The organism is Protofrankia symbiont of Coriaria ruscifolia, assembly GCF_900634745.1.
Lineage (GTDB): Bacteria > Actinomycetota > Actinomycetes > Frankiales > Frankiaceae > Protofrankia > Protofrankia californiensis.
The window spans coordinates 124,731-146,757 of record NZ_CAAAFR010000199.1 but is presented as its reverse complement, the minus strand read 5'-3'; the positions used below and the strand labels follow the sequence as shown (position 1 = coordinate 146,757).

General features: G+C 66.8%; 14 protein-coding genes. 8 read left to right on the top strand and 6 right to left on the bottom strand.

Annotated features, from left to right (window positions below; translation table 11 throughout):
- Positions 1-649: 649 nt before the first annotated feature.
- The 6 genes from CV1CTNOD_RS23505 to CV1CTNOD_RS23480 all read right to left on the bottom strand — a co-directional run bounded on the left by CV1CTNOD_RS23505 (position 650) and on the right by CV1CTNOD_RS23480 (position 9,285).
- Entirely contained in the window at positions 650-1,894 is a 1,245-nt protein-coding gene (locus CV1CTNOD_RS23505) for an XRE family transcriptional regulator (RefSeq protein WP_131788115.1), read from the bottom strand.
- A 494-nt stretch (positions 1,895-2,388) separates the two neighbouring features.
- Positions 2,389-3,033, bottom strand: a complete 645-nt coding sequence (locus CV1CTNOD_RS23500; RefSeq protein WP_165485693.1) for a histidine phosphatase family protein — start codon at positions 3,031-3,033, stop codon at positions 2,389-2,391.
- A 41-nt stretch (positions 3,034-3,074) separates the two neighbouring features.
- Positions 3,075-4,610 (bottom strand): purple acid phosphatase family protein, encoded by a 1,536-nt coding sequence (locus tag CV1CTNOD_RS23495; RefSeq protein ID WP_131788113.1) that lies wholly within the window; start codon positions 4,608-4,610, stop codon positions 3,075-3,077.
- Between the two features lie 211 nt (positions 4,611-4,821).
- Complete coding sequence (locus CV1CTNOD_RS23490; RefSeq protein ID WP_131788112.1) at positions 4,822-7,365, bottom strand: ATP-dependent Clp protease ATP-binding subunit; 2,544 nt, start codon at positions 7,363-7,365, stop codon at positions 4,822-4,824.
- A 610-nt stretch (positions 7,366-7,975) separates the two neighbouring features.
- Positions 7,976-8,914 carry a Fe-S oxidoreductase gene (locus CV1CTNOD_RS23485; RefSeq protein WP_131788111.1) on the bottom strand — a complete coding sequence of 313 codons (939 nt, stop codon included), beginning with the start codon at positions 8,912-8,914 and terminating at the stop codon, positions 7,976-7,978.
- Between the two features lie 47 nt (positions 8,915-8,961).
- Entirely contained in the window at positions 8,962-9,285 is a 324-nt protein-coding gene (locus tag CV1CTNOD_RS23480) for a hypothetical protein (protein WP_131788110.1), read from the bottom strand.
- 156 nt (positions 9,286-9,441) lie between these two features.
- Here CV1CTNOD_RS23480 and CV1CTNOD_RS23475 point away from each other — a divergent pair, with 156 nt between their 5' ends.
- The 8 genes from CV1CTNOD_RS23475 (at position 9,442) to CV1CTNOD_RS23440 (ending at position 21,931) form a co-directional block, all read left to right on the top strand.
- Positions 9,442-11,244 (top strand): pyridoxal phosphate-dependent decarboxylase family protein, encoded by a 1,803-nt coding sequence (locus CV1CTNOD_RS23475; RefSeq protein ID WP_347402980.1) that lies wholly within the window; start codon positions 9,442-9,444, stop codon positions 11,242-11,244.
- 119 nt (positions 11,245-11,363) lie between these two features.
- The gene (eutB, locus tag CV1CTNOD_RS23470) at positions 11,364-12,830 is read left to right on the top strand and encodes an ethanolamine ammonia-lyase subunit EutB (RefSeq protein WP_131788108.1); all 1,467 of its coding nucleotides are present in this window, start codon (positions 11,364-11,366) and stop codon (positions 12,828-12,830) included.
- A gap of 793 nt (positions 12,831-13,623) precedes the next feature.
- Positions 13,624-14,892, top strand: coding sequence for a glycosyltransferase (locus CV1CTNOD_RS23465; protein WP_242606967.1), 1,269 nt, complete (start codon positions 13,624-13,626; stop codon positions 14,890-14,892).
- Complete coding sequence (locus CV1CTNOD_RS23460; RefSeq protein WP_242606966.1) at positions 14,889-16,862, top strand: galactose oxidase-like domain-containing protein; 1,974 nt, start codon at positions 14,889-14,891, stop codon at positions 16,860-16,862. The genes CV1CTNOD_RS23465 and CV1CTNOD_RS23460 overlap by 4 nt, the downstream gene beginning before the upstream one ends.
- Positions 16,859-17,287, top strand: coding sequence for a hypothetical protein (locus CV1CTNOD_RS23455; protein ID WP_131788107.1), 429 nt, complete (start codon positions 16,859-16,861; stop codon positions 17,285-17,287). The genes CV1CTNOD_RS23460 and CV1CTNOD_RS23455 overlap by 4 nt, the downstream gene beginning before the upstream one ends.
- A gap of 252 nt (positions 17,288-17,539) precedes the next feature.
- Positions 17,540-18,172 (top strand): SCO family protein, encoded by a 633-nt coding sequence (locus CV1CTNOD_RS23450; protein WP_242606965.1) that lies wholly within the window; start codon positions 17,540-17,542, stop codon positions 18,170-18,172.
- Positions 18,173-18,326: 154 nt separating this feature from the next.
- A complete protein-coding gene (locus tag CV1CTNOD_RS23445) occupies positions 18,327-20,162 on the top strand; it encodes a glycosyltransferase (protein ID WP_242606964.1) in 1,836 nt (611 codons plus the stop codon).
- Positions 20,159-21,931, top strand: coding sequence for a glycosyltransferase family 39 protein (locus CV1CTNOD_RS23440; protein WP_131788105.1), 1,773 nt, complete (start codon positions 20,159-20,161; stop codon positions 21,929-21,931). The genes CV1CTNOD_RS23445 and CV1CTNOD_RS23440 overlap by 4 nt, the downstream gene beginning before the upstream one ends.
- Positions 21,932-22,027: the final 96 nt, after the last annotated feature.

Below are 22,027 nucleotides of genomic sequence, written 5' to 3'. Positions count from 1 at the left end.
TGGCGCGGGGAGCGGGGCGGCCGGAGCCGGCCGAGCCGGCCGGATCATCAGCACCGGTCTTGCGGGTCCGCTCCCGGGAGGTAGCGGTCAGGCGTCGTAGCGTCGCGAGGATTCCCTGGCGCTGGCGTCGGCGCCGACGTTGTCCTGGACGTGTCACGGGCACTGTCGCCTCGGGGGAGCGTCGCGGCCCCGGCTTCGGGCCGGAACCCGGACCAAAATGATGTTGGTTGCGGCTGGAGGCTACGATGAAGAGAATCGCGCCGATCAGGAGCACCACTATCAGCGTGATGGGTAGCACCGGATTGTCCATGGCCTCCGTCCCCCACGTGCGGGTGTTCCGATCACGCTAGCGGACGTCGGCGCGGACGTCCGCTGTACCCACCCAATGACATCCATGCAGATCAGCTGATGGATGTGTCGCAATATCGACAGGCGTGACCGATGCTGTCCGATCGGCCCTGATGAACAGTGTCGACGATGTGTCACAACGACGGCGTCTGCTCGTCCGGTATGATCCCGCCGGCAACAGCGTCCGGCAACTACGGAGGCGGCGTCACGGGGCTGAAAACGTCCCGCTCATGGTAGTTGGCAGCGGACGCGGCGTGATCGGCGGTCGGGCATGGTCGACCACCGGAGTCATGGTCGATAGTCATGGTTTCACGCCTGCCGCGGTCCCGGCGCGCAGGGCAGCGCGGGCATGGTCGGCGAGCGCGGCCGCGTCCGGATGCCCGGCCATCTCGATTGCGCCGCACAGCGTCAGTACATCCACCCTGGCGTTCTCGGACGAGACCCGAGTAGCGAGCTTGACCGCCTGATAGCCGAGGCTCACGGCCTGTTCGACATCACCCGCGTCGACTTTGGCGACGCCGAGCCAGACGCTGTGGTGAACCAGTTCCCGAGGGTAGGCGGCGGCATCGAGCTGATCAACCGAACGACTGAGGTACCCGACGGCCGCTGCGATGTCACCGGCACACAGCAGCGCCTTGCCGGCGTAGTACTCGATCACTGAACGGGAGCACCAGTAGACGTACTCCGGGTCCATCGCCGGATCAGCCCGCTCGATCTGGGCCAACGCCTCGGTGACCTCGGCGTGCACCGAGTGGGTGTCGCCGAGCTGGGCGTGGGCGACGGCCAGCGAGCCTGCGATGATGGCCTTCTCGGTGGCGGTGAGGGCATCCGCGGCGCCCGCGCGTGCCGCCTGCAGCAGGGTGACGGCGTCGGCGGGGTCGCCGAAGCGCACGGCCTGCTCCGCCATGCAACGCAGGATGTTGGCGCCGATCGCCGGCTGACCGGCCTCGTGGGCGGCGCGCAACGCCACCACCCAGTACTGCTGGGCCACCTGGTGCCGGCCGCTGTCGAACGCCGCCCAGCCCGCGAGCCGCGCGAGCTCCGCTGCGACGGCGTGCAGCCGGGCGTGGTGGTCCTGGCTGTATGCGCCGGTACGCAGCAGGCGGACGATCACCCGCAGTTCCGACACAGCGAGCCCGTGGACGTCCTCCCCGCCGAGAACGTCGTCCATCCGCCGCAGCGAGTCGACGCGCTGCTCGAATCCGGCGACGAGGGCGTCGCGGACCTGCCTGCCGCCCAGCACCGCGACGGACCGGGCCGGGGCGGCGACGAGCCACTGGTGGACGATCGCGGCGAGCGCCGTGCCGGTGAGACTGGGGAGCACGGACCGCTGCACGCGGCTGGTGACCTCCTCCAGTGCGGCGGCAAGCCCATCCGGAGCCCACAGACGTTGGAGCGTCCATTGCACGGTGTCGGTGGCCGGTGTGATCCCGTTGTGAACGAAACCCGTGGCGACGGCGGTAGCGGCCGTGCCGCGTCGAGGCCGCCGGGACGCCAGTTCCCGACTCGCACGTGACCGCCCGAGCACACTGCTGGGTTCTCTCAACGCCCGGCCTCCTCAAGCGTCGATGCAGGGAAGTGTCTTCCTTCATCTGTCCGGATGACACGTCGGGCAATAATCGTTGATCCCTGCAGGAGCTGATGCATCGTTTGACGGTCGCGACGACCGCCGACGGGTGTGCCAAAATATTTCGTTTGAACAAAACCATCGGACGACTGCCGCGCGTGCAGCGTACGACAGGCTCCGTGACGGAACAAGTACCTCAGGATTGCGTTGAACCCCCGACATCCTCCGGTCGCGCAATAAACTCAACGGTCGATCGGGTGTTGATGCTATTGAGGTTGACGGTTGTGGTTTTTTGACGACTGCCGGTGTGGCGCCGCTGGGCGCACCGGCCATCCGAGCATTCGGGACGGTCCCGAAGGGCTGCACCGCCGCCCGGGGATATCACCACCTGGGGAGACCGTGACCTGGGGATCCTGCCTGAGGATGCTGCTTCGCGAATGCCGTGATCTGCGATGCCGTCACCTGGGATGCTGTCACCTGGTGACGAGGTGGGCCGGAAGGTGGTCGACGGCCGCGTCCCGGGCGGTGACGGTCATTCTTGACCATGGATTCAGCCGGATGATTGATCCGTTGGCGATCCGGAGTGACTTCTGGAAGTCGAGGAAAGCGCGCATGTCCATGACGGCATGAGATCGGGACTCACTCAGCGTCCAGACGACGGCGGTCATGAACACACCATGGGTACAGACCAGGAAAAATCCGGCCGGTAATTCCCGGACGCGCCGGACGAAAGCGTCCGCTCGGGCGATCATATCCGCGAATGATTCGCTGTGCGGACTCTGTACGTCATAGGGATCGGCCGCCGTCCAGTAGGCCCGGGCCCACGGCCGGCGCTCCTCGTTGGTCATGAGCCGGCCGTGGAGGCTACCGAGGTAGGTGAACTCCTCGACCGGCCACTCGGTAAGGGGTGCCGCCGGGAAGCGCTGGGTGGCCGGTATCGCCGTCTGGCGGGCCCGCAGGTATCTCGACGTAACGATCATCGTTGGCTGCTCGGTCATGGCCGTGGCGACCAGACGGGCCTGGGCCCACCCGGTGGTGGTCAGCGGGGATTCCCCGGGGAGCGCGCAGGGCGCGCCCGCGTTCGACTCGCTCTGGCCATGCCGTACCAGCCACACCACCGCCCCCACCCTGCCACGATCTCATATATGTCCTGTTCGACCTACCGTTCCGGTGTACGCACCGGCGCAGGAGGGTCACAAGCGGGCAGGGGAGAACTCCCGACGCTACCTCCGCTGCTCGTGTCACCGGTCCGGTCGGTGCCGGCTGCACAGGGTCTGACCAGCATGAACGTGTCGAAGGGCAGGGGGGTGGGGGTCGAGTGGTCGTACACGGTCACCCGGATGCGGGTCACCCCTCCCGCCTCGCCCGGATCGACTTCGAAGCCCGCGAACGCGTACGGGTGCTCCGGCGCCCGCAGGGCCAGCCACGGCGCCGACTCAAGGGCGTGGACCGAGCGGAACCGGGTGGGGTCGGAGTCCCGCGGTTCCACACCGACGATCACGCGACCGGCAGGCGGGTCGAGCAGCTTGCCGGCCGACGGTGAGGACGAGCCTCCCGTACCCAGGATCATGTGGACCGTCCCGTATGACGTGTCCACGACATCGGTGTCGACACCTCCTCCGGTCGAGACGGGACGCGGGGTGAGCACCGCCGATCCTTCGACCACTCCGCGCAGCGGATGCGTCCGCTCGTAGTGGTGTTCGTGTCCACACAGGACGAGATCGACCCCGGATGCGTCGAACAGCGGTAGCCACTGCTCTCGGATACCGAGATCGGCACCGTTGTGATGTTCCGCACTGGATACGGCCGTCTGATGCATGCAGACGATGATCCAGTCGATGTCCGGGTCGGCTCGTGCCTGGCGCAGCGTCCGTTCCAGCCATGCCCGCTGCCGCCCGCCGCTGTAACCGCGGATGTACACCGTGCCCGCGTCCTGGTAGCAGACGTCGTCGTTCTGCAGGACGACGAAGCGTGCGTTCGCGACCGTGAAGGCGTACCACAGGCCCAGCAGGTCCGCCGGCGCGCCGTTCGTGCCCGGTTCGTCGGAGTCCGTGGCGTTTCCGGGCAGCAGGAAGCGGCTCTGGTAGGCGGTCAGGCCCAGCGGGCCGTTCCCGCGTTCGATCTCGTGGTTGCCGGCGGCGGGCATCCACGGATGGTGCCGCGCGGATCTGCTGATCATGTTGAACCAGTCGGACCACGCCCGCGGTGGATTGCGCCGCTGGTTCGCGTACGACAGGTCACCGGCGACCAGGGTGAACAGCGAACCGACGTGTTCGACGCCGGTCACGGCGTTCCTGGACGCCGGTGTGCCGAACGGATCGTAGGACGCCGATGTTCCGTGGTCGCCGAAACAGGTGAAGGTGAACGGTGCCCGGCCGCGCGGGGCGGTCCGCAGGGTTCCGCCGTCGGTGCGGGCGATCCGGTCGTGGATCACCTCGTAGAGGTACCGGGAGTCCGGCTCGAGCCCGGTGAGCAGGGCGTGGTGATTGATCACATCTTCGCCGGTGACGGCGTCGGTGTAGACGCGGGTGACAGCGTGCACCTCGCGGTCGAGACCCCCGGGCGCGTTCCCGAACCGTACCCGTGGGCGCCGCACCATCCGCGGCGTCGTCCACGACACGGCCATCGACACGGCCGGGTCCGGCCCGAACGTCAGATGGAGGTGTTCGACGGGTGTTCCCGCACGCAGGACCAACGGATCTCCTCACTACTGACAGCGACCACATGGCCGGACTGCTCCGGACGGCTCCGGACCACTTTGGACCGCTTCGAACAGCTCCGTGCGGCTTTGGACGGTTCGGGACGGTCCCAGGTGGCGAAGGGGTGACTTCGCAAGCGTTCCGCCACAGCGAAGGGGCGGCCCCGCCGCAGCGGAACCGCCCCTTCGTAGCCGACCTGTCGCTCTCCTACTCGCTGGACTTGGCGAGGTCGATCGGGGGAGCGTCGGGGATCTGGGTGGGCTTCGGCTTGCCACGGAAGACGAACTTCGCGTCCTCGCCCTCGCCCTCGATGTCGCCGAACACCATCTCGCCGGGCTTGAGCGTCCCGTACAGGATCTTCTCGGACAGGACGTCCTCGATCTCCCGCTGGATCGTCCGGCGCAGCGGCCGGGCCCCCAGTACCGGGTCGTAGCCCTTCTCGGCCAGCAGTGTCTTCGCCGCCGGTGTGAGATCGAGCGTCATATCCTTGTTCTTCAACTGGACGTCCACCCGGGCCAGCATGAGGTCGACGATCTGGAGGATCTCGTTCTCCTGGACGATCTCGCCCTTCTCGTCGCGGATCTCTTTCCCGGACAGCTGCTGGAAGACGATGGTGTCGTCGATCCGGTTGAGGAACTCGGGCCGGAAGTGCTGCTTGAGCTCGTCCTGGACCTTCGCCTTCATCCGCTCGTAGTCGATGGCGCCCGCGCCTGTTGCGAACCCGATACCCGGCCCCTTGGAGATGTCCCGCGTGCCCAGGTTCGAAGTCATGATCAGAATGGTGTTCTTGAAGTCGATCAGCCGACCCTGCGAGTCGGTCAGCCGACCGTCCTCCAGGACCTGCAGGAGGGTGTTGAACACGTCCGGGTGAGCCTTCTCGACCTCGTCGAACAGGACGACCGAGAACGGCTTGCGCCGCACCCGTTCGGTGAGCTGGCCGCCCTCCTCGTAGCCGACGTAGCCGGGCGGGGAGCCCACCAGCCGCGAGACCGTGTGCTTCTCCATGTACTCGGACATGTCGAGCTGGATCAGCGAGTCCTCGTCGCCGAACAGGAACTCCGCCAGCGTCTTGGACAGCTCGGTCTTGCCGACACCGGAGGGACCGGCGAAGATGAACGACCCACCGGGACGCTTGGGGTCCTTCAGGCCCGCCCGGGTACGCCGGATCGCCTGGGAGACAGCCTTGATCGCCTTCTTCTGGCCGATGACGCGGCGGTGCAGCTCGTCCTCCATGCGCAGGAGGCGGGCGGTCTCCTCCTCGGTGAGCTTGAACACAGGGATACCGGTCCAGATCGCCAGGACCTCGGCGATCTCCTCGTCCCCCACCTCGGCGACGACGTCCATGTCGCCGGCCTTCCACTCCTTCTCCCGCTTGGCCTTCTCCGCCAGGAGGGTCTTCTCCCGATCACGCAGGGAGGCGGCCTTCTCGAAGTCCTGCGCGTCGATCGCGGACTCCTTGTCCCGGCGGACGTTCGCGATGCGCTCGTCGAACTCGCGCAGGTCCGGCGGGGCGGTCATCCGGCGGATGCGCATCCGGGACCCGGCCTCGTCAATGAGGTCGATCGCCTTGTCCGGCAGGAACCGGTCGGAGATGTAACGGTCGGCAAGGGATGCCGCCGCGACCAGGGCCGCGTCGGTGATCGAAACACGGTGGTGCGCCTCGTAGCGGTCCCGCAGGCCCTTGAGGATCTCAATGGTGTGCGCCACCGACGGCTCCGCGACCTGGATGGGCTGGAAGCGCCGCTCCAGGGCGGCGTCCTTCTCCAGGTGCTTGCGGTACTCGTCGAGGGTGGTCGCGCCGATCGTCTGCAGCTCGCCACGGGCCAGCATCGGCTTGAGGATGGACGCGGCGTCGATCGCGCCCTCGGCGGCACCCGCGCCGACGAGCGTGTGCAGCTCGTCGATGAACAGGATGATGTCACCGCGGGTGCGGATCTCCTTGAGGACCTTCTTCAACCGCTCCTCGAAGTCACCGCGGTAGCGGGAGCCGGCGACCAGCGCACCGAGGTCGAGCGTGTACAGCTGCTTGTCCTTGAGCGTCTCGGGCACCTCGCCCTTGACGATCGCCTGGGCCAGCCCCTCGACCACGGCGGTCTTGCCGACGCCGGGTTCCCCGATCAGGACCGGGTTGTTCTTGGTCCGGCGCGACAGCACCTGCATGACGCGCTCGATCTCCTTCTCGCGCCCGATCACCGGGTCGAGCTTGGACTCGCGCGCCGCCGCGGTGAGGTTGCGGCCGAACTGGTCGAGCACGAGCGAGGTCGACGGGGTGCCCTCCGACGGCGCGCCGGCGGTCGCCGGGTCGCCTTTGCCCTGGTAACCGCTCAGCAGCTGGATGACCTGCTGGCGGACCCGGTTCAGGTCGGCACCGAGCTTGACCAGGACCTGGGCGGCCACGCCCTCGCCCTCGCGGATCAGCCCGAGCAGGATGTGCTCGGTCCCGATGTAGTTGTGGCCGAGCTGCAGGGCCTCCCGCAGGGACAGCTCCAGCACCTTCTTGGCGCGCGGAGTGAACGGGATGTGTCCGCTCGGGGCCTGTTGCCCCTGCCCGATGATCTCCTCGACTTGTGACCGAACACCCTCGAGGGAGATGCCCAAGGACTCCAACGCCTTGGCGGCGACACCCTCGCCCTCGTGGATCAGCCCGAGCAGGATGTGCTCGGTCCCGATGTAGTTGTGGTTGAGCATCCTGGCTTCTTCCTGAGCCAGGACGACGACCCGACGTGCCCGGTCGGTGAATCTCTCGAACATGTGCGCTCCTTCGAGCGGTGCGACCGACCACACGGCAGCCGGTATCCGCATGCTAGCTCCGCCGAGGCATGTCCTCACGCATCGAACGGAAACCTACCCGCCGGCCCCGCCCTCTTCGTCGTGGACGGCGGACCGACCGGGGTAGCCAGTCCACCAGCGAAGACGCCTGAAACAACGGTGGACGACCAGGGCCGATTCCGTCCCGCTGTTCCGCCGAGAGCAGAACGAAATCTCGCGGTCACCGGAGGAGGCGTCCACCCGCCAGGGGTGAGCGGGCAACCTCCTCGTCAACGGCGGGCGGCCGCTGGGGGCGGCCCGTGTCACGGCTCCGGCCGCCTACCGTGTGGTCGCGAAAAGTAATGACTATCGCGCTCCGGCGCCCAGTCGCTGTGCAGGGAATGAAATACTACTCAGAGTAATCGTAAAATCAGTAAACGATTCGTTCTGGGCGGGGGGTCATACAGTTACCGCCGTCTCTCGACGGAAAGACGAGAACATGCTGGTTGGCCCAGGTCTCTCGGCCGCCATGGGGCCAAAGGCGGCGCGATCATATTCTTCGCGCTGTCGGAGTCCCCGGTCCCTCGGCTGCCATGTTGTTATCCGATCACCGTTATCCGATCGCCAGTCCGCCGTCGCCTTGCGTGTCTATCCACGCGCGCAGGCGCAGTTCACGCTCCGAATCAGGCGTGAACGGGCACGTTGTGCAGTATTGAGAGGTCATCCGGTGGGCGAGGCAGCACGAACCCCGACGCATCGCCGTCTGCCGGCGGCCACGATGAGTGAACTCGAACCACGCGGGGCGGGCCCGCATCGGTGGACTGGCGAGGGCGAAGAAGGCGTCCGCCTCTGCCCGTCCGATGTCCGGATCCCGGGTCACCCGTTCGGTCAGCAGGAACGTCCGGCCGCACTGCGCGGCCACCATGCCCCACAATGCGGACAGGCCCAGGCGTGCCTGCGCCTGCAGGGTCATGACAAGTGGCTCGAGATGCCCCACCAGAGCAGTCACCAGCCGTCGCCGCAGGGCGTCCCGATCGGCAACCACGTCGATCATTCGGCCGGTCGTCGGATCGGTCGTCCGGTCGCTCACCGGGTCGTGCCGGCGATCGTCCGTCGCAGGCACGACCGTCACAAAGAGTGCCGGATCGTCCGTGAGCATGGTCACACGCTCGGAATGAAAAGCCGTGGCGTCGAACCATCCGCCGGGCGCGGCGTGCAGGGACATGTCGTGTGCGCACACGTCCGGTACCCGGCTGTGCAGCATGTACGCCGCGATGGCGAGTCCTCCCACGCCACTGGCATAGGCGCTCAGGAAGTGGGTGGCCGAGACCTCCCGGCTGTACCCGTACGCGTCGGACATCGCCCGCAGCTCCCGGTCGAGCCTGCCGTCGGCAAGCAGGTCGGCGCAGTGCAGCCAGCCGGTGGCGGCGCGGCCGGGATGGCCGACATGCCCTGACTGCCCGTCGAGCACTGCCGCGACGGCTTCGAGCGTTCCTGCCAGCAGCGGACGGGCCTGCGCCGGTACGGCCCGTGATGGGTGGTTCCCCATCATCTGCGCCGAATGGTCTCCAGTCAGTGGAATGTGCTGGTAGCAGGTCCTCACCGGGACTGTCCGGCGGGCGTCGGCACGACGACGGTGCCGCGTCGGTACGGCGGATCCGGGATGCCGGACCCTATAATGATCATAGGTTGGACGGGCGGAACCGATTCCGACGACGGGTGGACGGGGGGCGGATGGACGGTGGTTGTCGCGGGTTGCCGACTCGACGGCGCAGGGCGGGCCCGGACGCGGTCGCCGGTGAGATGGTGGTTCGCGGTGTCGACGCGGTTGCCGCTGTTTACGTGGTTGCGGGTGTGGTCGTGGATCGTGTCGGGGACGGGGAACACCGTGGGTTTCGCCGGTCCGTCGCTGGAATGGCGCATGCGTTTAGGTAAACCTAAGTTCATGCGTCGCGTCAACTCGCCGACCGCGACAGTGGGATGTGTCGCGCCGGAACCGTTGTGTCGCGGTCATGGGCATCCCGGGTACGCGAAGCGTCCCGGCGCTGGTCACCGTGCCGGCACCGTCTGGGCGCCGCGGTGACCGCCCCGCCCGGGGACGGCCGTTCGCCCACCGTTTCAGCCGGCGCGGGAGCGGTCGACGCCGGGCTGGCCGGTGGTGCCGGCGGAATCGACCGGCTGCGGTCACTGGTGGCCATCGCCCTGGACGGGCTTGCGGCCGGGACCTCGGCCCGTGGCGGTCCCCTGCCACCTGGTGGTCCGGCAGGCGTGAGCCGGTGGGTCCATGACGTGCTGGAGGGCCAAAGGCGACACGATCATGTTTCTTTCACGGCCGGGGTTCCTGCCGGATCCGGGGTTCCTCCCCGGTCGCCGGAGTCGATCCGGGAGGTCCGGGAGGCCCAAGTCCCCGGGGCGCTCGGGGGACGTTCCGGGCGCCCGCCCGATCAGGAGCTGTCCGACCAGGCAGCCGGCCCCCCCGGGGTGCCTTCCGCCGAGAGCTCTCGGGAGCTTCCCGCCCAGGGGCCCTGGGCGCTTCCCCCCGAGGGCGTCGGGACGCACGCCGCCCTGTCCGGGCTCACCCGCATGCTTGCGCAGGGGGCGGCCGACCCGGCCGATCCGGCCTGCGCCGCCCATCTGCACTGCCCGCCGCTTGCCGTGGCCGTTGCCGCCGACCTCGTGGTCTCCGCGCTGAACCCGTCCCTGGACTCGTGGGACCAGGCGCCCGCGGCCACGGCCATGGAGACCGAGGTCGTCGCCGCGCTCGCCGGGTTGGTCGGTTTCGATCCCGTTGCGGCCAGCGGAGCGATCACCACCGGTGGTACGGCGTCCAACCTCACCGCGCTGATGCTGGCCCGCGACAACCTCTCCGCACTGACCACCGCCGCGCCGGCCGCGGGCCTGCCAGGTCGTCCCGCCGTAAGGGTGTTCTGTTCGTCCGCCGCGCATTTCTCGATCGGACGGGCCGCGGCGGTGCTCGGTCTGGGCCCCGACGCGGTGGTGCCGGTCGCAACCGACGGTACGCACCGGCTCGACCCGTCCAGTCTGGAGGTTGCGATCTTGCGTGCTCGGCGCAGCGCCGACCGCGCCGGCCGGAGGTTCGCTCCAGTCGTCGTTGCGACCGCCGGGACGACCGACATCGGCGCGTTCGATCCGCTGCGGGCGGTGACGGAGGTGGCCCGCGCGCACGGCGCCTGGGTGCATGTGGATGCGGCCTACGGCGGCGGGGCGCTGCTGTCGGACCGGCTCGCGCCCCTGCTCGACGGGATCGCCGAGGCGGACTCGGTTGCCCTCGACCTGCACAAGCTGGGCTGGCAGCCCATAGCGGCCGGGGTCCTGCTCACGCGCGACGCAGGAAGGTGGGCGACCCTGGAGCACGAGGTCGCCTACCTCAACGCGACCGACGATGCGCTGGCCGGCTATCCGAGCCTGCTCGGACGGTCGCTGCGCACGAGTCGGCGCGCCGACGCCTTCAAGATCGCCGTCACTTTCCGGGCATTGGGACGCCATGGGCTCGGCAGGCTCGTGGACGCCTGCCATGACCTGGCCTGCCACGCCGCCACGCGGATCAGCTCCCACCCGCGCCTGGAACTGGCCGCACCGGTGACCCTGAGCACGGTTGTCTTCCGGTATCTGCCAGTTGCCACCGCCACCGGCACCACTGCCGGCACCGCCACCGGTACCGTCGACGTTGACGGGATCAACGCCCGGTTGCGGCGGCGGCTGCTGGAGTCCGGCCGGGCCGTCGTGGGACGTACCGAGTTCGGGCCGGACCGGTCGGTCCACCTCAAGCTGACGTTGCTCAACCCAGACGCTACCGCGAGTGACGTCGACGCCCTGCTGGGCGCCGTCGTCCGGGCCGGGGATGCCGAAGACCGGGGTTGATGTCACGGGCCGTCAGCGGTCTGGCACACGGCTGTCGTCGTCGACTGTCAGCAGTCGTGCGATGCTCCCGAAGCCGGGAGTAGTGGTCGTAACCCGGGGCCGGCATAGAGAGGTGGACCGTGGGTTTCCATTCGGTCGTGCATGGTGAGCGATACGTGTTCGCGGATCTGGCGGAGCTGCTCGCCAAGGCGGGCGAGGAGAAGTCCGGTGATCGGCTGGCGGGCCTCGCCGCGTACTCGACGGCCGAACGGGTAGCGGCCAGAGGCGCGCTCGCCGACGTCCGGTTGTCGGAGATCGCCGCGACGCCGCTGATCGACGACGCCGTCACCGATCTGATTGTCAGCATCCACGACGTGGATTGTTTCAGTGCCATGTCGTCCCTGACCGTCGGCGAGTTCCGCGATCTGGTGCTGCGGCCGGACTTTCCCGTGCGGTGGCATTCCGGCCTGGCCGGCGGAATAACGCCGGAGATGGCTGCGGCGGTCGCGAAAATCATGAGTGACAAGGAGCTGGTCACCGCCGCGAAACCGCTGCGGACGGTCACCCGTTGTCGAAGCACGATGGGTGAGACAGGCGTGTTCGGTGTTCATGTCCGCTCGAACCATCCTATGGACGACCTCGAAGGCATCCTGCTGCCGGCGTTGGACGGCCTGATGTCCGGATGCGGCGACGCCGTGATCGAGGTGAACGCGTCCATGGAGTCCGGTGCCCAGGTCGAGCGGACCCTACGTGGGCTCGGCTCGCTTGTCAGGCAGCTCGGCGTACCGACCCAGACTTGCGTTCTCGGGCGCGTCGTCACCCAGCTCGCCGCGATGGAGGCGGGTGCTCCCCTCGACCTGCTGTTCGGGTGGATCGGGGGGACGGAGAGCGCGAACCGGGCGTTCGGGGTGAACTGGGGTCTCCTGGATGCCGGCCGGCAGGCTGTTCTCGACCACCATCGTGACCGTGCCGGTGACTTCGTCGGTGACCAGGTCATGTACTTCGCGGTCGGGCAGGGCAGTGCGTTTTCGGTCGAGGCGCATCACGGTCTGGATCAGCTCACGATTTCCGCGCGGGCGTATGGTGTCGCCCGCGCCTTCGACCCCTTTCTGGTGAACTCCGTGGTCGGATTCGGTGGAGCGGACTATCTGTCCGATTCCCGACAGGTCATCCGGGCCGGGCTGGAGGATCACTTTGTCGGCAAGCTGCTCGGACTGCCGATGGGGTGTGACGTCTTCTATACCAGTCGTGTCGACAGCGGTCAGAACACCGGTGACGATCTGCTGATGCTGCTGGCTGCCGCCGGCTGTAACCACGTGGCTGGCGTGCCCTCCGGCCACACCGTCACCGGCCAGGTGGCCAGCCAGCGGTCGACGGGTGTCGGTGACGCGATCGGAGTACGGGACCTTTTCGGGCTGTACCCAGCCCCGGAGTTCGCCGCCTGGATGGCCGACCGCGGTCTGTTCAGCGGCCAGGGGCTGCCCGACCACGGCTCTCCTCGTGGTGCCGGCAGGCTCGGGCAGCCACCGGAGCGGTGGCTCGTCGATCCGGTCGGGCCTATGGCGGCATTCCTGGAGGACGGTCTCGACCGGGTAAGGTTGTCGTGAATCCGTCATAGTCCGGTGCTCTTGCGGGGTATTCCGGGTCGCTCGGGTACGGCGAAAGCTTGAAATGGGCCCACCTGTGCCGGCTGTGGCACGGTTCATAGCTTGTAATCGGTATGCGGTTAAGGGAAACAGGGCCGATTACTGCCGGTAGTTTCCGCACGTCGACCAACGACCGAGAGTAGTTTCGGTGATTTTTGCGTCGCGTTCGCCGGTGCTGAGACCCACTCGATACGTGCGCGTCACACCGGTGACCGACCCAGGTCTCGATCGACTCCTGATACGTTCGCTCCACACCGACACAATTTGCGTTACCGGAGTGGATCCGGGGGGTCGTATTCCTAATTTGTTTCTCCGTCATCATGTCGTGACCGAGCCGATGGACTGAAGTTCCGCGGACCCGGTCCGCCGCGTTCCTATCCCCGCCCGTCGGGACGGTTTCCACGCGGGTCGAGCCCGCGTGGTCCACCTTCTTTCACGCAGGCGCTCACGGCAGATTCTCCCGTCCAGCGGAAAGCCCGGGCACGGGAGAAAAATAATCGCGCCGCCCTTAGGCCTCCGGTTTTCCGGGGATCTCCGGCCTTCCGGACCTGCCGGATCGGTTCCGTCGATCCGGCAGGAACCCCGAGCGCGAAAAGAGAATGATTGCGCACTCTTCGGCCGACTGGACAGCATCTGTCAGAAAGAGGCCGCACCAACAGTTCATATGTCGGACCGGGAACCCCGGTCACGGCAACTCGTGTACGCAGCGGCCGGCCGCGGCGGCCGCCGTCTGCGAACCAGGGGAGATCAGTGGATGAGTGTGCCTGACGAGCGTATATTCGACGCCTATCTGGCAGATCTGGTGCCGCGGCCGCGAGCTTCCTCGACGGTGCTTTCGACCACGCACACCACATCTTTTTCCGGTTACCGGCCGGACGAACAAGTAGTCGTGTCGGTGGTGGTACCGACCCGGAACGAGGCCGCGAATATCGAGCCGCTCCTGCGCCGCCTTGATTCCGCGCTGGCCGGTCTACCCAGTGAGGTCATCTTCGTGGATGACTCCGACGACGACACACCTGAGATCGTCATGGCGCTCCGTCATTCCGTTCGGATGCGGGTCCGGATCCATCACCGGCCCGCGCCCTATCGGGCCGGTGGACTCGGGGGAGCCGTCACCGAAGGCATCCGGCTGTGCCGTGCCGACTATGCCGTCGTTCTCGACGGCGACCTCCAGCATCCGCCCGAGGTGGTTCCCGAGCTCCTTGCCGCGGCGGTCAGCGGTGATGTCGACGTCGTCATCGGCAGCCGGTACGTCACCGGGGGGAGCGCATCGGGACTTGCCAACGGAGTCCGCCGGCTGGTCTCCTCCGGCGCGAACCTGCTGTCACGTCTTGCCTTCCCGTTGCGGCTGCGCGGTGTCTCGGACGTGATGAGCGGCTTCTTCCTCGTCCGGATTGCCGCGTTGGATCTGGATCGGCTCCGTCCGGACGGCTACAAGATCCTGCTTGAGCTGCTGGTACGAACCGGCCGGCTGCGCGTCGTCGAGGTCGGCTATGTCTTCGGTGAACGGCACGCCGGAGAGTCGAACGCGTCGGTGTCGGAGGGAGTCCGTTTTGCTCGGCGGCTGTTCTCGCTGCGGATGCCCAGGGCGGCGAGATTCGCCCTGGTAGGTGCCTCCGGGACATTGCCCAACATTTTTGGAACCGCGTTCCTGCACCATGCCGGCATGCATTACATGGTAGCCGCGGTGGTCGCCACCCAGCTCGCCATACTCTGGAACTTCATCGGCTGTGAGCTGCTGGTCTGGGAAGGCGGTAGCCAGTCCAGGATCCGTCGCTACCTGCCTTTCGCGCTGCTGAACAACCTCGACCTCGTCATCCGGCTCCCGCTGCTCGGACTGTTTGTCGACCGATGGCACACAAGCGTTCCGGCGGCCACGCTCGTGACCTTGGGGATCGCCGTTTCCGTTCGTTACGTACTGGTCGACAGGATTATTTACAGCGAGTGTCGGCGGCCGGTGCGTAATCCTTTCCGATACAGCCGCGGGGTGGCTGCCGGAGCAGTGGGGGAGGCCGAGGCGTGACCGGGCCTGAAAGACGGCGCCGGCGGATCGGACGGCGTCGTGCGCTGGCCGGGCTGCTTGCGATGGCGTCCATTCAGCTGGTCGCCGTCGTTCTCGTCGCTCCTGACCCGGCGAAGGCCGTCACCTGCGCGGCGGAGCAGTGGACCGGCGACTACTTCGCCAACACGACGCTGGCGGGGCCGGCGGCCGACTCACGCTGTGACGACGACATCAGATTTGACTGGGGGGAGACCGGCCCGGGGATCGGTGGAATCGGCGGGTCTGGATATTCCGCCCGTTGGACCCGGAGCGTCCGTCTCGAATCCGGGGAATACTCGTTCAGCGCCACGGCTGACGACGGGGTCCGGATCTACCTCGACGACGCCCTCGTCATCGACGAATGGCGGGACCAGGGGCCGACCGCCTTCACGGCGACCAGGACCGTCGTCGCCGGAACGCACAAGGTGACCGTCGAGTATTACCAGGGTGGTGGCGGCGGGCTGGTACGTGCCGGCTACAGCGGTGGTGGAGATCCCGGAGAGATACCTCCGCCGCCATCAGGTGGCTGCACGGGCGACTGTCAGGGCTCCTGGGAGGTCCTGCCCTACCAGTCCCCGGTCCGGTCGGTGCACGCCACCGTGCTGCGCACGGGAAACGTGCTGCTCGTCGCCGGCTCCGGGAACAACGGAAACGCGGCGGCGAACAACGAGTTCGTCTCGAAGGTGTGGAATCCGTCGACCGGTGAGTTCGCCGATGTTCCCACCCAGGAGGACCTCTTCTGCGCCGGGCACACCCAGCTCCCCGACGGGCGGATTCTGCTCGCCGGTGGAACGCTGGAGTACCCGACACCGACCACCAATTACAAGGGTCTGGCGATCAGCTATCTCTTCGACCCGATGACGAACACCTACACCAAGACGAACGACACACCGGGCGGCGGGCACTGGTACCCCTCCCTGGTGAACCTCGGAAACGGCTCGGTGTTTGCGACGGGGGGGCTCAACGAGAATGGCTCCGGAAACGTCGCCGTCGAGATGTTCGACGCCAAGAAGAACCAGTGGAAACCCTTCAACGAGGTACCGCAGACGTACTTCTACTGGGGTCTCTATCCGAACATGGTGCTGATGGCGGACGGCCGGCTCTTCTATGCCGGTACGCACACCTTCGGCAATGCGTTGCCGAACACGTCGGGGTCGGAGATATACGATATCGCCACTGGAACGATCACCGATGTTCCGGGTCTGCGGGACATCGACTTCCGGGACCAGGGCGCCACGGTGCTGCTTCCACCCGCCCAGGCCCAGAAGGTGGCCGATTTCGGCGGTGGAAACACCTACAGCGACCTCGATCCGACCAACCACACGGACATCATCGACCTGCGCAAGGAGGATCCGCAGTGGACGTCTGGGCCGGACCTGCCGGCGGCCAAGATGTATGTCAGCGCCGTCATCCTGCCCGACGGAAAGGTGTTCGAGACCGGCGGCGCGAAGCACAACTACGCCGAGTACGCCGTACCCGAGGCGTCGATGTACGACCCGGTCGCCAACACGTTCACACCGGTGCCAGCTGATCCGCTGGCCCGGATGTACCATTCGGAGTCCTTCCTCCTTCCGGACGGCCGGGTGGCGTCGATCGGGAACAATCCGGCGACCGGAGAATTCGACCTGGGAATCTCGGTCTACTCTCCCTGGTACATGTCGAGGCAGCGGCCGACCATTACCGCCGCAGCTGACCAGTTCGACCTCGGTTCGACGCAGAACCTGACCGTGAGCGGGAACATCGGCCGCGTCACGCTGATCCGCCCGGCGTCGGTCACCCATCAGTCGGACCCGAACCAGCGCAGTGTCGACCTGCCGATAACAGGCACCGGAACGAATATCAGTGTGGCGGTTCCGAGCAATCCGAACATCATTCCGGCCGGTTACTACATGATGTTCGTCCAGGATATGAACGGAGTGCCATCCGTGGCGAAGTGGGTGCATGTCGGATGACCCGACGGAGAATCCTTCTCAGCGCGGCGACGGCTGTATGCGTCACGGTGGGCCTGCTCGTCGGCCTTCGCGTGGCCGGCGTGTTCGGCCCGCCGGCTGGTGACAGCGGTGATGTTCGGCCGGTCGCGGTCAAACACGCGCTCGGGCCCGGAAACCGGGATCTCAGCGGCAGGATCCAGCCGCACGGGAACGGTAGGCCGTCGCCCGCGACATTGTGGGTGGACGGCTGCGACCACAACTACGCGGACGCCGGAGGCAACACGAACGTCTGTGTTCCGAAGGTCGCTCCCGGCGGTCGTCCGGTCGACTGTGACTTCCTGCGGAAGGCCGGATTCGGACCGCTCAAGGTAACGGGAACGGACAGCAAGCATCTTGCCGGCGCCGGCGGAAGCGCCCCTCGTGGTGCGACGGTCTGCACCGATTAGATCTCGCGGGTTTCTCGGACCTGACGGACCTGACGGACCAGTGAAGCCGATCCGCTGGGAACCCCGGGTGCACAAAGGCCGTCGTCACGCCGTCCGCACGTCGGATGGCTCTCGGACACGGGCCCGGGTCCGTGGTCGTCAACACGCTTCTGCCGTTTCGATCCGGTCAGCCGTCAGAAAGGCCAAGAATATGCCCTGCGATTCACCGGTAGGGCCGACGCCGTGAGGCCGGCCCTCCGCAGGATTGCTGCCGTGGCATTGCTCTGCCTGGCCGGGTGTGCTGGCTGCGCCGCGGGCGAGCCGGCACACCTGGACGCTGGTTCGCCCGTACGGCCGTCAGCGGGTACCGCAACAGCCACCAGCGGTTGGCACGGCACCGTCCCGAAGGTTTCCCGGCCGCGGCCGTCGTTCACACTTGTGGACACCTCCGGGCGGAGTTTCGACTTTGCCAGGCAGACCGCCAGGCGCGCCACATTGCTTTTCTTCGGCTACACGAACTGCCCGGACGTCTGTCCGACGACCATGGCTGACATCGCCGCCGCCAGACAACTGGTGAGTACCGATGTCGGGTCGGCGCTCACGGTCGTCTTCGTGACCACGGACCCCGGGCGGGACACCGCCGGGGTGCTGCGGACCTGGCTCAACCAGTTCGACTCCTCGTTCGTCGGGCTTACCGGCTCGCCGGAACAAATTGACGCCGCGCAACAGGCCGTGGGTGTGCCGCTCGCGCAGGCGCAGCAGGCACCCGGCGGCCAGTACACCGTGGCACACGCGGCCCAGGTCGCCGCCTACGGTGTCGACGACATCCAACATGTCCTGTACTTCGCCAGTTCCACGGTTGCCGACTATGCGGCCGACCTGCCGAGGCTGCTGGCCGCCTCGTGAGAACGCTCGTGAGAACGCCGGACCGTCCTGCACGGTCTCGGGCCGTTGCCGTCCGGTTGACGCCGGCCGTTTGTACCGACCACTCAGGTAGGAATCAGTGAACCCCAATCAGGCGCTTGCCACGCCACCGTCGTTTCACGCTTTCCTGACGAGGATGCCAAGGCAGCTGCGTTTCACTGTCGGCGGTGGGACCAACATTGTCGCACGGGTCGTGCTGATGGCTTTCTTCGGCTACTTCTTCGGGACCTGGGGCCAGTCCGGGTACGGATATTCGGTGGCCGCCGCGACAATCCTGCTGTGGGGTCTGGACCGTGGCTTCATCTGGCATGGGAACGAAGGCAGCCGGGTCTGGCTCGCCCTTGTTCGTATCTCGACCGAATCGATGGGCTGGCTGCTGTTCGCCGCACTCACGAAGGCTGCGGTGAACCCCCCGGTCATGAGTCAGGTCGGCCTGCGTAATCTCCTGGCCGCCCTGGCCTGCGCCGTCGTGGTGGTTTCCGCGCACCTGCTGTCGTCTTCCTGGTTCGTCTTCGGTGCCACCGTGACAACTCCGTACGTTCGCATTCTGCGCGGCTGCCTTCTGCTGCCCGCCCTGCCGTTGCTCGTCGACATGACCCAGGCGCTGTATCACAATCGCGGTGAGGTGGCGCTTGGAACGTGGACCGCGGTGTCGCTGGTGATGCTGTTGGTTGCCGGCCTGACGCTGGTACGGGCCCAGTACAGCTGGCAGCTGCCCGAACGGGTCGATCATGTGAACTTGGAGGATCAGGCACCACCCAGGTACACCTTCTCGCTGATTGTGCCCGCACGGCAGGAACCCGTTCTCGGGCGCACCCTGACCCAGGTGCTGGCAGGTGACTATCCGCTGAATCTCTTCGAGCTCATCGTCGTCGTGTCGGACGACGAGCTCGACCGGGAGACCCGTGAGATGGCGCAGGACTTCGCGGACCGATACCCCAATGTGAGGGTCGTGACGCCCCGGAGCGCGATGCGAAGCAAACCGCTTTCACTCGAGGACGCGCGAAAGTACTGCCACGGTGAGCTGATAGGAATTGTCGACGCGGAATCCCTGATCGCGCGCGGTCTGCTCAGTTACATCAACACACTGGCCGTGCACCATCCGGAAATCGGGATCTTCCAGGGCGGCGTCCAGCTGATGAACGTCCGCGGCTCCCACTGGCGGCGGCCGGAGTCGGGCGGACCGCTGCGCGCCCTAGCCGACTGGGCTAACAGCGGCACCTCGTGGTGGCGGGCGCGTAACTGCCTGGAGTACTACATCTGGTTCATGTCGCGGCTGCGTTATCAGGCGATGGCGCGTTTCATCCCGCTCGGTGGCAACACCGTGTTCATCCGGCGCGAGATTCTTGACCGGCTGGGCGGCTGGGATGTCTCCTGCCTGACAGAGGACTGTGATCTCGGCGTGCGCGCCTCGGTGGAAGGCGTCGTCACCGCGGTTTTCTACCATCCCGAGCTGACCACCCGGGAGGAGACGCCGGAAAGCCTGGGAAAACTCGTGGTGCAGCGCACCCGCTGGATGATGGGCTTCATCCAGGTCTTCCGGAAGGGCGACTGGCGCCGGTTGGCGGGCCGGCGGCAGCGAGTGCTAGCCGCCGAGATGCTGTTGATGCCGTTCTTCCAGGCCATGGCCGGCCTGATCCTGCCGGCCTCCGTGCTGCTCGCCTTTTTCCTGAGCGGGTCGGTGGGTATTGTAATTATCTTCTGGTTGCCACTCATTGCCATGCTGATGCTGACGCTCACCGAAGAGGCCGCCTTCCGGGAGTTTGCCGACGCGTACCGGATCAAGGTGACTCCGCTGGACAGCGCCCGGCTGATAGTGAGTGCGCCGGTCTACCAGCTCGTGTTGTCGCTGGCGGCACTGCGGGCCGTCGTGCGTCTGGTCCAGGGAAAACTCGAATGGGAAAAGACGACGCATGTCGGCGCCCACCACGTGGTGATACCGGCCCCGTCCGAGCTTGAGGGGGTCTCGTGACCGCAACCACGCTTCCGGTTCTCGACCGCGACACCGGCACCGAACCGGCTGATAGCCGCCGTGGCCGCCGTGGCCGCCGATTCGGTGATTCCGTCGCGGACGCTCGGGGCCGGGCCATGGTCTGGCTGCTAGAGCACTGGCAGAGCATCACAATCCTCGCCGTGATTCTCATCGTCTGTGGGCTCGTGCACGGCATCAACCGGGACGGCTGGCCGGGCCGTGTCAACGACGACGAGGGCACCTACACGGCGCAGGCATATGCCATGGAGTACTGGGGCCGGATCGCCCACTACACCTACTGGTACGACCATCCCTTCGGAGGATGGTTGCTCATCGCCGTCTACACGACGTTCACGCACGCGTTCGAGCGGGCTCCGACGGCGGTGGCCGCCGCCCGCGAATGCATGTTCGTCGTTCATCTGGTGAGCTGCGCGCTGCTCTACCAGTTCGCCCGCCGGCTGGCGCTGCGACGGATTTTCTCGGCTCTCGCCGTCATGCTGTTCTCCCTGGCGCCGCTTGCGGTCTGGTACCAGCGGATGGCCTTCCTCGACAACATTGCCGTGATGTGGCTGCTGGCGGCGTTGGTCTGTGCGGCATCTCCCCGGCGCAGCGCCGGGTCGGCGATCTGGGCCGGCGTCTTCATGGCCTTCGCGTTCTGGTCGAAGGAGACGATCCTGATACTCCTGCCGGCCGTCTACCTCCTGCTCCGCCAGAACCGCGACGTGCGGAACTGGCGGTTCGTGCGGCACAATTTCCTCGGCTTTCTCATCGCGGTCTGCGGCCTCTACGTTCTCTACGCTGTGATCAAGAACGAGCTGTTCGAGGGCGCCGGCCACGTCTCGCTGATCGGCGCAACCAGATGGCAGCTGTTCAACCGACCGGCGAGCGGAAGCCTGCTGGACGCGGGCAGCAGCACGCGCAGCATGGCCAACCTGTGGCTGCACATCGATCCCTATCTGGTGTGCGCCGGTGTTGTCGCCGCGGTCCCGGCGCTTTTCGTCAAGCGCCTGCGGATGATCGCGGTACTGTTGCTGATCCAGCTTGCCGTCATGTTCCGGAACGGATACATGCCATATGCGTACGTGACGGCGATGCTGCCGTTCGCGGCGCTGTGCGTGGCAGGCATGCTCGACGTGATGCTTCCGTACCGGCCACCCGCCGCCGGTACCGCTCACGGCCTGCCCGACGGCGTGCCCCGCACCCTGCCCAACAGCTTGCCCAACGACTTGCCGCGTGACGCGGCGTCCACCGGCGAACCGCAGCCGTCCCCGGTCCCGAGTCAACCCGCCGTGCTCGGTACGTGGATGCGTCTCGTGGCCGTGGCCAGCATCGTGACGGCGGGGCTGTTGACGCTCCCGGGTCAGTGGGCGCCGAAGCTGAGTACGGCACTGACGGCCGACGACAGCAGGCCGAGCCGGGACGCGGCACGCTGGTACATCGAGAATGTTCCGGACGGCCACACCGTCGTCACCGACGACAACATATGGACGGATCTTGAGCTGGCCGGCAAGAAGCCCGAGCCGATCTGGTTCTACAAGCTGGACCTCGACCCGGCCGTCCGAGGAAAGCTGAAGAACGGTTGGCAGGACATCGACTACTTCATTCTCGGTGAGCTGACACCGACCACCTTGAACGACCTGCCACTGGTTGCCGAGGGACTGCGGCACTCGGTCGTGGTGAAGTCCTTCGGTGACAATGGGCAGATTACAGTCCGTAAAGTGATCAAACCTGACTGCCCGGCCGACATCACGGCAACGCCGAGCTGCTGAAAATCCCGCCGGGTGCCGGTCCGAACCGGCGCCCGGCCCGACGTACCAATTTCTTCGGCACGTACTGGTTATTCGCATCCGTGCTACGGCGTCAGG